Origin of the sequence: Aerococcus urinae (assembly GCF_001543175.1) — a bacterium.
Taxonomy (GTDB): Bacteria; Bacillota; Bacilli; order Lactobacillales; family Aerococcaceae; genus Aerococcus; species Aerococcus urinae.
Genome location: NZ_CP014161.1, coordinates 871,852 through 886,730, shown reverse-complemented (window position 1 = coordinate 886,730; position 14,879 = coordinate 871,852). Strand labels below are relative to the sequence as shown.

The following is a 14,879-nucleotide window of genomic DNA, read 5'->3' as shown; positions in this document are numbered from 1 at the left end:
GTTACTCATCATAACCCTCATCCTGGTTGATATAGCGAATAATCTTCGCAGGGACTCCGACTGCTAAGGCGTTGTCCGGAATATCCTTAGTGACCACGCTTCCGGCTCCAATCACTGCACCAGAACCAATACTTACTCCAGGCATCACTGAAACATTAGCTCCTAACCAACAATTTGCCCCAACTATAATTGGTAGAGCCCGCTCTAGGCCCTGGTTACGCTTTTTAATTTGTAGGTGGTGCTGTGCCGTATAGAAACCACAAAAGGGGCCAATAAAACAGTGGTCTCCTATAGTAATAGGGGCCCCGTCCATAAAGTAAGCAGAATAATTGATAAAGCAATCATCTCCGATACTAACATTAGTCCCATAGTCAACATAAAAAGGAGCCAGTAGCTGAGAATTATTCCCAAAGTGGGCAAATATTTGTCGTAAGAAGGCTTCCTTTTGCTGAGGTTCTTCAGCTACATAATCATTATATTTTTTAGCTAAGAGCTGGGCCTTTTGGCGCATAACTAATAATTCTTCATCATAATTAGCGTCATACCATTGACCAGCTTGCATTTTTTTGCGTTCAGACATTTTACCTTCCTTTTTATTCCTTAGGCCATTGTAAATTGACATGGTCAAGCGTTTCTTGGTAAGCGCGATCCACTCTAGCTTGAGTCGCATGATCTAATTGACCATAGTACTTCCCGCCTTGAACCCAATCTTCTAAGACATAAACTGTGTAGTCATATAGATCGAAGCCGTGCCCTCTTTTTCCATTGGGTGTACGATTAACCCAGGTAGGATGGGCTTGAATAGTTTCAATCTTGGTGGTGTCTCCCTGCTTAGTCAAGCTAACATCCATCAGCACCCCTCTTTCCGTCCAAGGGTTGTCAACGGTTTCGATCCGTTGATTAGAGAGGAAATTCCCCATGGAATAGATAATAAACTTATTTTCACCATTGTGGTTAACGACTTCACTTGGTTGAATGACATGAGGATGGCCCCCAAAGATGAGATCGGCCCCCCAGTCAATCATCTTATGGTAAAGCGCTTTCTGTTCTTCATTGGGTTGTAATTGATATTCGATACCCATGTGTGGCATTACAATAGTTATATCCGCATTTTCCTCAGCAAAGTTAATCTCTTCCTTCATTTTCTCTTCATCAAGGTCACTCATGGAAGCCTCATATTCTTTTTGGGACAGATTTTGTTCCATACCGTTGTAGCCATAAGCATAATTCAAAATGGCTATTTTAATGCCATTAACCTCTTTAATTAAGAGTTGATCAGTGGAGCGTGGTGCCTTGGTATAAACTCCGATAGTATCGATCCCTAAATCATTAAAGGCTTTTTGAGTTGAAGCGACTCCTTCTAACCCCATATCCAAAATATGATTATTTGCTAAAGCCATCACATCGTAGCCAGCATTCTTTATGGCTGAAGCAACTTCCACTGGAGCATTAAACATGGGATAGCCGGTTAACTCACGTCCTGGTGTGATGGTGCCTTCGTAATCTCCAATCACCAAATCTCCCTGGCCTAACCAATCTTTAACGTAACGGAAGTTATTATTAAAATCATAAGTCCCATCTCCCTGCTCAGCAGACCAATAAACGATATCGTGATAAAGTAGGTCCCCATTACAAAAAATGCGAGCAGTATTTGCTTTTGAAGAATTATTTTTAGGCTTTAAGCTAAACTCCCAACTTTGGTCATCCTTAGAATGCTTTAATTCTTGATAAAGAAATGCTCCTGAAATAACAATTAATAGGGCAAAGAAAACACCTAAAAGCGCTTTTAACAATCCTTTGATATTCATCGTCTACCTCCTCTATTTATGCTTGCTTATTCGCTTTTAACTAGCTGGCATATCTAAAATAAAGCGTAAGTCATCCATGGTTAAGTGGGAACTTTCTCCCATTTCCTCATCTTGGAAGAGTTCATCGAAAAGATGGCGCTTTTCTTCTTGTAATTCAGCAATGCGCTCTTCAATCGTTCCTTCTGTAATGAATCGGTATACCTCAACATCTTTGGTCTGACCGATTCGGTGGGCCCTGCCGATAGCTTGTTCTTCAACAGAGGGATTCCACCACAGATCATAAAGAAAGACAGTATCCGCACCGGTCAGATTAATTCCTACCCCGCCAGCTCTTAGGGAGATTAAAAAGACGGAGCCTTCACCTTGGTTGAAGCGGTTGACTTGATCTTGGCGTTTTTCTTTATTGGTTTTTCCTTCAATAATAAAATAGTTAATTCCCTCTTGGTCTAAATAATCCTGCATGATGGCTAGCATCGATGTAAATTGTGAAAAGACCAATATTCTACGATTATTACTTAAGGCCCGTTCTAACATCCGCTTGAAATATTCAAATTTTCCACTCGTTCCTTGGTAGTCAGCATTCACTAGAGCTGGATGGCAACAAATTTGTCTTAAACGAGTAATTGCTGCCAGCATTTCCATGTGTTTGTGAGAACCATTGACATCATTATCTTTTAGGCGATCGCGGATATCTTCCAAGTAAGCAAGATAAACCGCCTTTTGATTTGATTCTAAGCTAGCATAGCGATTATGGACGGACTTATCAGGCAATTCCAATTGAACTTCCTGTTTGGTTCGACGTAAGACAAAGGGGCTAACCAATTTACGAATACTTTCAATGGACATGGCTTGAAATTCTTTCTTCTGTGGTAATAGACCTGGTAAAATCATTTGCACCAAAGCCCAAAATTCATTTAAATTATTCTCTAAAGGAGTCCCCGATAATCCGATCCGCATACCACTATCTTGGTTAACGACTGATTGGTATAAAACCGTGCGTTCATTCTTGAGTGCTTGAGCTTCATCTAGAATCAAGACATCAAAATATTCTTGGTGGTAGGCTTCCTGGTCATTACGGTAGGAATGGTAAGAGCAAATCCAAATAGCCTTGGGATTTTCCTGACGGATTTTTTCTCTTTCCTCAACACTACCATCTAATACCACAACCTTCACCTCTGGTGCAAAGCGTTGAATTTCATATTTCCAATTATAGATAACAGAAGCTGGGGCTAAAATGAGCACATTGGCTTGAGGCAGTTTATCAAAGTAATCCAGCAAGAAAGCCACGGTTTGAACCGTTTTTCCTAGTCCCATTTCATCAGCTAATAGTCCACCAAGGTTATATTTAGCCAATTGACCTAACCACTGAACAGCATATTTCTGATAAGGGGCTAATTCAGTTTTTAAGCCTGGATTGCTTTGGTAATCTGACCGAGCTGGGTGAATAATATCTTGGTAGAACTGTTCAAAATCCACTGCCTGACCTAGAGCATCTGCATATTTTAGGCTCTGGTAGGCAGGAACTTGTCCACCATTTTCCCAATGTGTATTGCCAGAACGCAGCTGTTTTAACATTTTATTCTGTTGAGGAGTAATGATTTTCTTCAAATCAATAATTTTTCCACTATCTAACTGCAGGTATTGGTCGTTTTGCTCGATAGCCTTTAAAATTTCATTGACTTCATCGTCATCAACATCATCCAGGGTGAAATTAATCGTTAAGAAACGATTCTCTTCATTTTTACCAGTTTCTACTTTTAATTGCTTATCGTTATTTTGCCATTCCTCTAATTGTTGACTATAAGTCACCGTCCAATCCTTAGGGAAGAATTTCTGACAATCGTTTAACGCTTCCATGGTTTGATTAAAATTATCAAATTGACTAATAAATTGATTATCTGATTTTTCAAAGGCTAATTTGATAAGTTGTTGCTCGGATTGAATTTCGCCCTTAATATCTCTTAAGATAATGCCCTTTTCTGGCAAAATATTTTCTCCTGGAGTATCAGATAACTGGTACTGGCCATAATGATAGATTAAATCAGCTTGTAAGAAACGATCACTGACATCTAGGGATATCTCTACTTTCAATGGGCCCATTCCTGAAGCAAAACTTAACAATACAATATTATTGATAAGACCATGAGCAAGAATTTGGTAGCCAAAACAAGAAATAAACTCTTCAACCTCATCCGCACTAAGCTGCCACTGGTAGGAATGGTCAGCAAATGTCCCTTGCAACAATTCTAAGTCATCAAAATAACTTTGGTCAGCTTCAATTCTATAGAGATTGTAGCCATCGAAGATCATTTGGTAGAACTTATATAATCGCATCCTAGGATTCATGATCACTAGGTAATTTCCATCCTTGTGCTGAAGTTCAAGTAAGACTGGCCGTTTGTCTTGATAAAAGTTAAGCTCAACTAAGTCATCATCGAGATAAAATTGGATGTTGTCGCCATCTTGATTTGATTCACTGTGCTCTTGATAAAAATCTATCAACATGAACAATTGTTTCTGAGATAAGAAATCTCGTTGAGGGCTTTGGTGAGATGTAGAAATATTTAATCCTGCTTCTAGGCGGTGATTGTTATTTTCCTTAATCAAGGCTAATTGGTAAAGCAAGTCATAAGTATCAGCATTAAAGGCTTCTTTAATAAGCCAGACCGCTTTATCGTGGCGGTTGGAGAGCCTATATGAGCCCGCATTTAAAAGTTGTCGATAAAAATCCGTAAAATCTTGAACATAGTAAAGTTGATCATAGCCAACTTTTAGCCTTAAATAAAAGAGTCTTTCACTCGATAATTGATATTGGAGTCCAGTCATATCGTAAATTTCGAATTGAACCTTTAAACGATAGGTCTTGACTTGATCCTGGTCACTGAGCTGGTAATCCATTCTTTCACGGTAGGAAGTGAGTAATTTATCAATTGATGGATGCTGGTCCATCACATTTTCTGGATAATGAAATAGAGGTCGCTTGGAATATGCCATGGCACGGACCACATCATGGTCACGTAAAAACAATTCCACTGCAACAGTATGTGGGCAGTAAGATTTTTGTTGCCAGGTGATACAACGACAAATATCTTCTTCTTTACCAGTTCCATCTAAAATAACGATGTATTTTTCATCATCAAGAACTTCTGCGCGCCAAATAGCTTCATTTTCATTAGGAATCACTTTTAGTACACGGTCTTGGTTAACTAGCTGCCTACCTTCCTCAATCATTTTTGTTGGTATACTCCAACGCATAAATTCACCCACTTTTTATAAATAATTAACTTCTTTGAATTAATTTATTATACCATACCGACGTAAAAGTGAATAGAATATCCAGCCTTAACGCATATGTAGAAGTCTGCCCTTACTAATATTTAGATCCTACAAATAACAAAAACTCCTAGGAAAAGTCCCTAGGAGTTATATTTTAAGCTAACGATTAAAATTAGCCTTGGTAATAACCATTTTCAAGTAAGAGAGCAATACCTTGTCCCCCACCGATACATGCTGAAGCAATCGCATAACGGTATTCTGGATGGTTCTTGAATTCATACAATAAGGATGTAATGATACGTGCACCAGACATGCCTAATGGGTGACCTAAAGCAACTGCACCACCATGTGGGTTGAAATGATTCTTGTAGAAGTCAGTATCTTCTTCAATACCAAGCTCGATCAGACAACCAATAGTTTGAGCGGCAAAGGCTTCATTAATTTCTAAGATATCAATGTCTTCTTTAAGGTCCATTTCTTGACGGGCAAGAATGTCTTTAATGGCTTGAACTGGTCCTAATCCCATGTAAGCAGGGTCACAACCAGCAATTTGGTAGTCAACGACGCGAGCCATGATTTCTAAGCCACGTTCTTCAGCAACTGATTTGGTGGTCATAATTTCAAAAGCACCACCATCATTTAATCCAGAAGCATTACCTGCAGTAACAATACCATCTTTTTCAAAAGCTGGGCGTAATTTAGCTAATGATTCCATCGATGTTCCTGGACGTGGATGGCCGTCTTTTTCTACGACGTTAACTTTCCCCTTACGTCCTTTAACTTCTACTGGAATGATTTCTTGAGCGAAACGTCCGTTTTCCATAGCTTCTGCAGCTTTACGTTGGGATTCTACCGCAAATTGGTCAGCGCGTTCACGAGTAATTCCGTATTTACGAGCAACATTTTCTGCAGTGTTCCCCATGTGGTTAACACCAGAATCTTTACCAGAAGCAGAGCTGTGTCCTGCTAAGTTAGCATCAATTAAAGGTTTGTTGCCTCCTTTTAACCCCTCATAACGAACGGATTCTGGTAGATAGAAAGGTGCACGAGATAGAGATTCTACCCCACCAGCGGCAATGATACTTTTGTTGGATAATAGTAATTCTTGTGCAGCTGATACAGCGGATTGAATACCTGATCCACAAATGCGGTTAATGGTCATACCTGTTGCAGTATTTTTTACGCCTGCATCAATTCCGATAATGTTACCTAAATTATTGGTTGTTTGTGATCCAGTGACATGACCAACAATAACTTCTTCGATGTCTTCAACGGCAACACCAGCACGTTTAGCAGCTTCTGTAAGAGAAATCACCCCTAATTCGTCAACTGGTACAGTCTTTAAGTCGCCTAGGTAAGCACCAACAGGAGTCCGTGCGGCACCGACAAAAACAACTTCTTCATTTTTAGCTTTTAACATTCACTAAATCCTCCTTTAATTTCAAGGCCTTTATTATACAACATATCTAATTATTTTTTAGATTTTGCATCAATAATTTCTTTAAGCCCGCCCCATTCTTCTTTAAAGATATCAGGATTCATTTCTTTCAAGTCTTCGGCAATTTCAGGTTCAAATTCCATTTGATCGAGGACATCTTTTTGGAGGTCAATTCCTGGTGCAATTTCAATTAAACGAACTTTACCTTCATGTAAGTCAAAGACAGCACGTTCAGTGACGTATAAGATATTTTGATCGTTTTCTTGAGCATATTTACCAGAGAAACTTACTTGTTCTACTTCTTTTAGGAATTTAGGTCCACGACCTTGTTCATCAATGACTAATTTACCGTCTTCGATGTGGGATTTACCCCCAACAGTTAATGTACCTACAAAGACAAGGTTCTTAGTATTTTGGGAGATGTTGATGAATCCACCTGGGCCAGGAACTTTAGGCCCAAATTTTGTAACGTTATTGTTACCATATTGGTCAATTTGTCCAATCCCTAATACAGAAAGGTCTAATCCATTACCATCGTAGAAGTCAAATTGATTAGCCATAGCAATAGAAGCATCAGCATTACGTGAAGCACCAAAGTCTAAACCACCAGCAGCACTACCACCCCAGATACCCATCTCTAGAGTTGTCACATATTCGTCAGCAACGCCTTCTTCTTGGGCAACAGAGGCCACCATGTCAGGTGTACCGATACCTAAGTTAATCACAGAATCTGGTTGTAATTCCATAGCTGCACGACGACCAATGACCTTACGTGATGAAAGTGGTGCAGGTTTAACGCTGTCCACTGGAACATTGATTTTCCCAGCTAGCTCTGGGCTGTAATAGGTTCCCATGGTTTGGTAGTGATATTCAGGGTCAGCTACCACAATATAGTCAATTAAACCACCTGGTACGACAATACTCTTAGGATCTAGAGAGTTGTTTTCAACAATTTGTTTTACTTGAGCAATAACGGTACCACCTTTTTTCTTGGTAGCCATTGCTAATTCAAGTTGTTCAAGAATACAGGTCTCATCTTCAACATTCATATTTCCTTTTTCATCAGCAAATGATCCACGGATGAAGGCAACATCAATATCAAAATCTGGATATTTCAACCATTCTTCGCCACCAAATTCAGCTAATTCAATAAGTTCTTCAGTGGTTTTTTCAGTCGCTTTAGCCCCTTCTAAACGAGGGTCAACATAAGTTTGTAAACCAACTTTGGTTAAGAAAGGTTTGTTACCAGCAATAGCACGATAAAGTTGAGTAAATACACCTTGTGGTAATAAGTAGGCTTCAACTTCGTTATTAACAACCTTGTCAACCATACCAGGTGAAGAACCAACGTGACCAGCAATGATACGTTTAACCAAACCATCTGCTAATAAGTGGTCAGCTCCACGGCCAGGTTTGTTGTTACCAATGCCACATGACCACATGAAAGTGATGTCTTTAGGATGTTGTTCTTCTTCGTAACGTTCTTTAACCCCTACTAGTAAGTCTTCAGGTAAGCCCCCTAAACCAAAAGTACAAGTAGCTAATAGATCGTTATCTTTAATTAAATCAGCTGCTTCACGTCTTGAAATAACTGGTTTCTTTTTACCCATTTATCTCTCTCCTTTTCTATAAATACATTTGTTTTCTTAATATAAAATTGTTGAAGCAATTAACATAGCGATTAAGGCAAGCAAGTGACCACCATTAACCATTATAAACTGATGCATGAAAGCATTTTTTAAACTTAAGCCAGTCAAATTGTTAAATGTGATTGTCACTCCCGAATGAGGAACCACTGTAATCACAGCTGATGCAACAACTGCAATACGGTGAATCAATTCAGGCGCAATTCCCATTTCTAAATAAGTTGGTGCAAAGTTTTGCATAACGATCCCCAGAGCCCCGGAACTAGAACCTGTAATCCCGCCAAGTAAAGCAGTTGCTACAGATAGTCCAATTAAAGGGTTACCCGGGATAGACATAATCGCATCTTGAACCACACTGAAGCCAGGAGCACTGGTTAATACTGACCCAAAAGCTACTGAGCTTGAGGTAGCAAAGGCTGATGGTACAGCACTATTAGCTCCATCATTCAATAGTGAAGTTTGTTTTGGTAAATATTTTCGATATAAGAAGGCACTTAATAAGATACCCACAGTTAAAGCAATCAAAATAATATTCGGCACATCACTGAAGATTAAAATAATCGCTACTAAAGTAACCAATGGTAAGATAGCTAATAAAATTGGAGGAATATTATCTTCATCTGTTTCAGCGTCAAGGTCAGCTTCTTCTCCAACTGATTCCCCTTCACCTAAATAAGAATAGAAAGTTTCTCCTTTAGCTAGACTCCGATTTAATTGAAACTTTAAGTAGGTCAGTCCAAAAGCAACCACAGTAATAACACCAATCATACTCAACACAGGAGCTGCTGTTAAAGTAGTCCCTAAGTAAGTCGTTGGTACCGCGTTTTGAACTGAAGGTGTCCCTGGCAGCATAGACATAGTTACGGTTGCCATTCCCAAGAATAGTGGAATAGGTAATAAGGACCAATTCACATTTAATTTTTTAAAGATTGGTCGAGCTAATGGAACTAAGGCAAACATAACCACAAATAAGCTAATCCCACCATAAGTTAATATTGCTGCAATACCTGCGAATGCTACTAACACAATAAAGGGATTATCTAAACCAACTTTGGCCAAAACCCAGTTAGCGATAGAAACTGTTGCATTACTTTTTTCCATATATTGAGCCAGAACTGCACCTAATAGGAAAATCGCAAAGTTTTTAATTAAGAAACCTGCAAGACCGGTCATATAAGAAGGTGCATCACCAATTAATGACCCAAAGATGTCCATTTGGTTGGTTAGAATAACAATTAATGTGGCTAGAGGAGCAGCAATAACAATGTTTAATCCTCTAACTGATAAATAAATAATTGCGATAATCGCAAGAAATATACCGATTACGCCAAGAATTTCCATATATTTTCTCCTTGCTGTAAAAAACATGATTAAAGGAACGGTTAACCGTTCCTTTAATTTTTATGCAGCGAGCGACATTACATGTTCATACCACCGTTAACTTGTAGTAATTGACCAGTGATATAACCTGAATCTGGTGAAGCTAAGAATTTCATTGCATTGGCAATGTCTTTTGGATAACCAATACGTTTTACTGGGATACCATCAATCATATTTTGTTTGATTTCTTCTGGAATAGCATCGGTCATTGGGGTTTCAATGAAACCTGGTGCAACGGCATTAACGGTAACCCCTTTTGCAGCACCTTCACGAGCGATTGTCTTAGTCATACCAATAATACCTGCTTTTGAAGCGGAATAGTTGGTTTGACCGAAGTTACCTTCAACCCCTGCTAAGGAAGAAGCGTTTACAATACGTCCGTACCCTGCGGCAGTCATGCGAATAAATGCTGCTTTAGAATAGTTAAATACACCTGTTAAGTTAGTTGCAATAACTTGATCCCATTGTTCTTTAGTCATTTTCTTCAATGAAGCATCACGGGTAATACCAGCATTGTTGATTAAGACATCAACTTTTCCGTATTTTTCAACAACATCAGCAATAATTTCCTCTGCACGGTCGAAATCAGATACATCCGCTTGATAAGCAACTGCTTTACCATTATTTTCATTAATGGCTTCTGCTGTCTTTTGTGCCGTTTCTTCATTGAAATCAACAATGACTACTTGAGCACCATCTTGAGCGAATTCTTTAGCGATTTCAGCACCAATACCTTGGCCAGCGCCAGTAACTACAACAACTTGATCGTTAAACATTCGATCTTCCTCCTTTGAAATAGCTAATGTATTAATTTATAGTTATAACGAGCTAAGTAACTACAAACCATTTCTTTTACATACTTATTATATCGGAAAAGAAAGGTAAATAGAAATAATAGATGAAAGCGCTATCAATAACTATATTGTTATAGCTAAAAAATTATGCTATACTATACCCACCATTAAGCATGCACTGACTATTTGGAGGTTTCTAAAAATGTCTAACATAACACCCTTAGTACTCATGGAAACAATTGTCGCCGAAGGTAATATCACTGCTGCTGCAGAAAAACTCTATGTATCACAACCTTATTTAAGTAAAATGTTGAGTCGTTTAGAAGGTGAGTACGGATTAGAATTTTTCACCCGTTTACCACGTTCCGTTCAAATTACTTATGCCGGTGAACGTTACTTGGATCATTTGCGCAGGAAGCCTGAAATCGACCTTGATATGCTAAGTGAATTTGATATGATCTCAAAAAACAAAAAGGGAAAAATCAAACTTGGAATTAATCCGGCTCTAGGCAGCAGTATCTTACCTTTAATTATTCCGCCCTTTCTTGAGAAAAATCCCGAAATTAAATTTGAATTTTATGAAGAGGATGCCGATACCATTGATTCTTTAATTGAAAATCACATGATTGATATCGCTTTTGAAATGGCTCCTATGGAAAACAATGCTTTTCAACACCACTATGTCTATAGCGACCAGATGTATTTGATTGTCCCTAAAAATAACCCACTCTATCAAGAAAAATATGGAAGTGAGATCACCCATTTCCCCTATGATCTTGACAAATTAGATAATCTTCCCCTTGTCTTACTCCCCCATAATTTTGGCTTAAGACGTTTAGTGGATTTATTTTATAACCGTAAAAGGCTAAAACAACATATTATTTTGGAAACTTCTACTGTCTATTCGGCAGTCGGTTTAACAAGAAAAGGAGTAGGAGCAACCTTTGTACCGGTTACAGGCATGTCTTGGCCAACTTTTAATGATTGTAACGTCTTTGTTTTTGATAGTGATATTTTTAAGTGTGACTATGTATTCTCTCATCGTCAAGATCGTTCACTAGCGCCAACCATCGTTGAATTTATTCAATCGTCAACGGATATTCTTCGCCAACTCAGTCCTAAATTTACCTTCTCAACAAAATAAGGAAATTCAAAAGCTCCCTAACCTTATAAAAAGTTGGGGAGCTTTATCCGTTTATTTACTGTTAATCAGGTCTTACACCATTAACGATTCTTATAGTTAGGTTCACGTTTTTCTTTAAAGGCTTTAATTCCTTCAGCAGCATCTTCAGTTTTGAAGTTGTCAATGAAGACTTCGGTTTCAAAGGCTAGGGCTTCATCGATAGGTAAGTGAGCCCCATCATTAATGGCACGTTTAGCTGCTTGTAAACCTTGCGGGGAATTCTTAGCCATTTTTTCAGCAATCTTAGTTGCTTCTTCTTGCAAGCTGTCAGATGGAAAGACATTTTGAACTAAGCCAACTTCTTTAGCTTCTTCAGCTTTCAATGGTCTGCCAGTATAAATTAATGATTTCGCATTAGCAACACCAATTAAACGTTGAAGTGTTTGGGTACCGCCCCCACCAGGGATAATACCGATACCGATTTCTGGTAAGGCAATATTTAATTTTTCACCAGCAATCCGGTAGTCAGCAAAGAGTGACATTTCACAACCGCCACCGCGAACAATGCCATCATAAACATAGATTACTGGTTTTTTAGCATAGTAGAAGCAGGAGTAGTTACGTTTAGATACTTTACAGTAATTTTCAATCCCGTTTTCTTCCTCTTGAGTTGCTAGCATTTCATCGAGGTCCATACCAGCAGAAAAGATTTTTCCTTCTTTTTGCATAACCATTGTGAAATAAATAACACTTACTTCATCGTTGTTATCCATTTCATGAACGGCATCTTCAATCAATTGTAAGTGTTCCATTTCCAAGATGTTTAGCGGGTCATTTCTTAGAATAATTTTCCCCACTTTATTCTCAACTTTAGTCTCAACAACTGACATTTGAGTCACTCCTTCTAAAAATATTGTGTTTGTTTTCACAACTACATTATCTCATGGCGAAAGCCCTTTCACAAATTCCTTTTCTTTAGTATAGCGATAACTATTTCTTTATGTCAAATCTTTGCTATACTTGAGATAATAACTACTCACTAGAAAGGAATGATCGTATGTTAAACTTGTGTCCCGGACCCACTCATATCTCCCAAGCCGTTCTTAAAGCCTATAGTCAATTAAAAACTAATCCTGATATTGACCACCAGTACACCCAATATCAACGTCAGATTGAAAATAAAATATCACAGTTATTACATACCAAAGCTGTCTCTTTTTTTATGGTGGGTGAAGCCCTATTGGCTCTAGAAGCTGCTGTCAATTCTATCATCCAACCAGGAGACCGGGTTTTGGTGATTAGTAACGGGGTTTATGGTCAAGGCTTTCAAGACTTTGTCAACTTTGTTAAGGCAGGAGTTGTGCTTTATGAAAGTGACTGGCGCCGTGGGATTGATTTAAATGACTTAAAAGCCTTTCTAGAAGACGACCACGATTTTCAGGTGGCAACTTTCGTCCATTGTGAAACCCCCACTGGCATCACTAATGATATTCATGGCATCGGTCAAATCTTAAATAGCTATGATATTCTCTCTATAGTCGATTCAGTTTCCGCAATTGGCGGCGAATATATTAACTTTGACCAAGCTAAAGTGGATGTCTTACTTGGTGGTAGTCAAAAATGCTTTTCCGCTCCTGTAGGCTTGGCTAGTGTCACCCTTTCTAAACGCGCTATCGAGCATATGGAAAATCGACATTCCCCTATCCCTAGCTTTTACGCCAATTTCCAATCTTATCTCAGCTTTGACGACCCGCATTTCGACTTTCCTTATACAATGAATGAACAGGCCATTTACGCCATGGATGTAGCTATTCAACAAGCGATTGACAGTGATTTTGCCAACAAGCATCAAAAATGGGCTGAAGCTACCCGACAATTATTTAAAGAGGCCGGTTTTGAACTATATGCTAAAGACCATGCCTCAAATACATTAACCAGTGTTTTACTCCCTGAAGCAGTTGCAAGCCTGGATGTGATGAAATTAGTAAGGGACGAAGGTATTTTAATTACTAAAGGCGACGGTCCCCAAGGCGAAGGGCTGCTGCGAATTGCCCATATGGGAAGTAATATGGAAGTCAAATATTTCCAAAAAATGTACCACGCCCTAGACAAAGCCTTTCATCATTTAGGTATAAAATACCAAGGAGAACTCGAAGAAAAGTTTATGTTAAGTGACATTGCTAAAAAATATTAAAAAAACGGAGATTCACTTTTTATGGATCTCCGTTTTTTATTACATTATGTTATTAACTCTTCCCTAGCTTAACTTTTAAAGAATTACGGGAAAACCACTTGAACTAAGAACATATAAGACAGGGTTCCGCCAGCGATACTCATTAAAGAGCGGTGGGTCTTAGCCTGAAGCAGGATTGTCACAACGATAGCAATCAGCTCAGGCAAAGCATAGGGATAAGCCAAGAGGGGGCTTGATTGTAGGGAATAAACCACTAAGAGGCTGATGGCAGCGGCAGGAAGCACCTTACCTAAATAAGTGACAAAGCGAGGAGGAACTTGGTTTTTCGAAAAAACCACAAAGACAATAAAACGGGTTAAGGCAGTTCCCAAGGCCAATAGAATGACAGTTATTAACTGTTGGTTAAAGCTCATCTTTCTTCCTCCTCACGCAAAAAGACAAAAAAGAATATGGCAATAATAATTAACATTGCTGGAATCAAGAAGCTGTTGGGCCCAACAATCAATAAACAAATTATTCCAGTGGCTAGAGCAATAATTTGTGGTCTATGGTTAGCACTTTGCTGCCATTGGTCGACAAAAATACTTATAAATAATGCCGTTAAAATAAACTCAATTCCTCTTAAGCTGAAACTGATAAAATTCCCTAAGAAAATCCCCAGAACTGTTCCAACAATCCAGTAAAGCTGGTCGAGTAAACTGATCAAAAAGTAGACCCAAGACTTATCAATATGATCGGGAACATTAACCGAAGCTGTCAGCGAGAAAGTTTCATCAGACAAAGCAAAAATGCTATAGTATTTTTTCCACCCTAGGGACTGATAACTTTCTAACAGGGTAATGCCATAAAACATGTGTCTCGCATTCACCATAACAGCTAGCATAAAAGCGGCAAAGGGATCATAGGCTCCCAACAAGACATTAATACCGGCAAATTGAATCGAGCCCCCATAAATAATTAGGCTCATTAAGAGGGTTAATAAGGGGTGAATGCCTGAACTTGTCGCTAATAAACCAAAAGATAGTGACAAGAATAAGTACCCCATCATAATCGGGATGGTTTTGGGGAAGGCAAACTTAAGCGCTTCTTTCATTTCCAGACCTCTTTTCTATATTAATTGATTCTATCTTACAGGATAATATAGTTATAAGAGAAAATAAATCACAGATAACTTATCCAGTCATGATCTTTTTCAATCAGTCCTGATAGCTTTAGCTTAT

At 38.6% G+C, this 14,879-nt stretch carries 12 protein-coding genes; 2 read left to right on the top strand and 10 right to left on the bottom strand.

Annotated features, from left to right (window positions below):
• Position 1 precedes the first annotated feature (1 nt).
• The 7 genes from AWM73_RS04120 to fabG all read right to left on the bottom strand — a co-directional run bounded on the left by AWM73_RS04120 (position 2) and on the right by fabG (position 10,324).
• Positions 2-580, bottom strand: coding sequence for a sugar O-acetyltransferase (locus AWM73_RS04120; protein ID WP_060778202.1), 579 nt, complete (start codon positions 578-580; stop codon positions 2-4).
• A gap of 13 nt (positions 581-593) precedes the next feature.
• Entirely contained in the window at positions 594-1,808 is a 1,215-nt protein-coding gene (locus AWM73_RS04115) for a CapA family protein (protein WP_060778201.1), read from the bottom strand.
• Positions 1,809-1,844: 36 nt separating this feature from the next.
• On the bottom strand, positions 1,845-5,063 hold the full coding sequence (locus AWM73_RS04110; RefSeq protein WP_076340214.1) for a DEAD/DEAH box helicase: 3,219 nt from the start codon (positions 5,061-5,063) through the stop codon (positions 1,845-1,847).
• A gap of 193 nt (positions 5,064-5,256) precedes the next feature.
• Positions 5,257-6,504 (bottom strand): thiolase family protein, encoded by a 1,248-nt coding sequence (locus AWM73_RS04105; protein WP_060778199.1) that lies wholly within the window; start codon positions 6,502-6,504, stop codon positions 5,257-5,259.
• Between the two features lie 50 nt (positions 6,505-6,554).
• Positions 6,555-8,132 (bottom strand): acyl CoA:acetate/3-ketoacid CoA transferase, encoded by a 1,578-nt coding sequence (locus tag AWM73_RS04100; RefSeq protein ID WP_013669534.1) that lies wholly within the window; start codon positions 8,130-8,132, stop codon positions 6,555-6,557.
• 36 nt (positions 8,133-8,168) lie between these two features.
• Positions 8,169-9,509 (bottom strand): GntP family permease, encoded by a 1,341-nt coding sequence (locus AWM73_RS04095; protein ID WP_060778198.1) that lies wholly within the window; start codon positions 9,507-9,509, stop codon positions 8,169-8,171.
• Positions 9,510-9,586: 77 nt separating this feature from the next.
• The gene (fabG, locus tag AWM73_RS04090; RefSeq protein WP_013669418.1) at positions 9,587-10,324 is read right to left on the bottom strand and encodes a 3-oxoacyl-ACP reductase FabG; all 738 of its coding nucleotides are present in this window, start codon (positions 10,322-10,324) and stop codon (positions 9,587-9,589) included.
• A gap of 220 nt (positions 10,325-10,544) precedes the next feature.
• On the opposite strand from fabG, the gene AWM73_RS04085 reads away from it, so the two are divergent.
• On the top strand, positions 10,545-11,486 hold the full coding sequence (locus AWM73_RS04085) for a LysR family transcriptional regulator (protein ID WP_060778197.1): 942 nt from the start codon (positions 10,545-10,547) through the stop codon (positions 11,484-11,486).
• An 80-nt stretch (positions 11,487-11,566) separates the two neighbouring features.
• Here the strand turns inward: AWM73_RS04085 and AWM73_RS04080 are convergent, their stop codons facing one another.
• Entirely contained in the window at positions 11,567-12,355 is a 789-nt protein-coding gene (locus tag AWM73_RS04080) for an enoyl-CoA hydratase/isomerase family protein (RefSeq protein ID WP_060778196.1), read from the bottom strand.
• A 167-nt stretch (positions 12,356-12,522) separates the two neighbouring features.
• Here AWM73_RS04080 and AWM73_RS04075 point away from each other — a divergent pair, with 167 nt between their 5' ends.
• The gene (locus AWM73_RS04075; protein WP_060778195.1) at positions 12,523-13,659 is read left to right on the top strand and encodes a pyridoxal-phosphate-dependent aminotransferase family protein; all 1,137 of its coding nucleotides are present in this window, start codon (positions 12,523-12,525) and stop codon (positions 13,657-13,659) included.
• A gap of 83 nt (positions 13,660-13,742) precedes the next feature.
• Here AWM73_RS04075 and AWM73_RS04070 read toward each other — a convergent pair whose 3' ends face one another.
• Positions 13,743-14,072, bottom strand: a complete 330-nt coding sequence (locus tag AWM73_RS04070; RefSeq protein WP_060778194.1) for a branched-chain amino acid transporter permease — start codon at positions 14,070-14,072, stop codon at positions 13,743-13,745.
• Positions 14,069-14,752, bottom strand: a complete 684-nt coding sequence (locus tag AWM73_RS04065; protein ID WP_060778193.1) for an AzlC family ABC transporter permease — start codon at positions 14,750-14,752, stop codon at positions 14,069-14,071. Before AWM73_RS04065 ends, AWM73_RS04070 begins: the two co-directional genes overlap by 4 nt.
• Between the last annotated feature and the right edge of the window lie 127 nt (positions 14,753-14,879).

Excerpts from the sequence above, each read along its gene's own strand:
- AWM73_RS04120 (WP_060778202.1), bottom strand. The coding sequence starts at position 580 with ATGTCTGAACGCAAAAAAATGCAAGCTGGTCAATGGTATGACGCTAAT.
- AWM73_RS04115 (WP_060778201.1), bottom strand. The coding sequence starts at position 1,808 with ATGAATATCAAAGGATTGTTAAAAGCGCTTTTAGGTGTTTTCTTTGCC.
- AWM73_RS04110 (WP_076340214.1), bottom strand. The coding sequence starts at position 5,063 with ATGCGTTGGAGTATACCAACAAAAATGATTGAGGAAGGTAGGCAGCTA.
- AWM73_RS04105 (WP_060778199.1), bottom strand. The coding sequence starts at position 6,504 with ATGTTAAAAGCTAAAAATGAAGAAGTTGTTTTTGTCGGTGCCGCACGG.
- AWM73_RS04100 (WP_013669534.1), bottom strand. The coding sequence starts at position 8,132 with ATGGGTAAAAAGAAACCAGTTATTTCAAGACGTGAAGCAGCTGATTTA.
- AWM73_RS04095 (WP_060778198.1), bottom strand. The coding sequence starts at position 9,509 with ATGGAAATTCTTGGCGTAATCGGTATATTTCTTGCGATTATCGCAATT.
- fabG (WP_013669418.1), bottom strand. The coding sequence starts at position 10,324 with ATGTTTAACGATCAAGTTGTTGTAGTTACTGGCGCTGGCCAAGGTATT.
- AWM73_RS04085 (WP_060778197.1), top strand. The coding sequence starts at position 10,545 with ATGTCTAACATAACACCCTTAGTACTCATGGAAACAATTGTCGCCGAA.
- AWM73_RS04080 (WP_060778196.1), bottom strand. The coding sequence starts at position 12,355 with ATGTCAGTTGTTGAGACTAAAGTTGAGAATAAAGTGGGGAAAATTATT.
- AWM73_RS04075 (WP_060778195.1), top strand. The coding sequence starts at position 12,523 with ATGTTAAACTTGTGTCCCGGACCCACTCATATCTCCCAAGCCGTTCTT.
- AWM73_RS04070 (WP_060778194.1), bottom strand. The coding sequence starts at position 14,072 with ATGAGCTTTAACCAACAGTTAATAACTGTCATTCTATTGGCCTTGGGA.
- AWM73_RS04065 (WP_060778193.1), bottom strand. The coding sequence starts at position 14,752 with ATGAAAGAAGCGCTTAAGTTTGCCTTCCCCAAAACCATCCCGATTATG.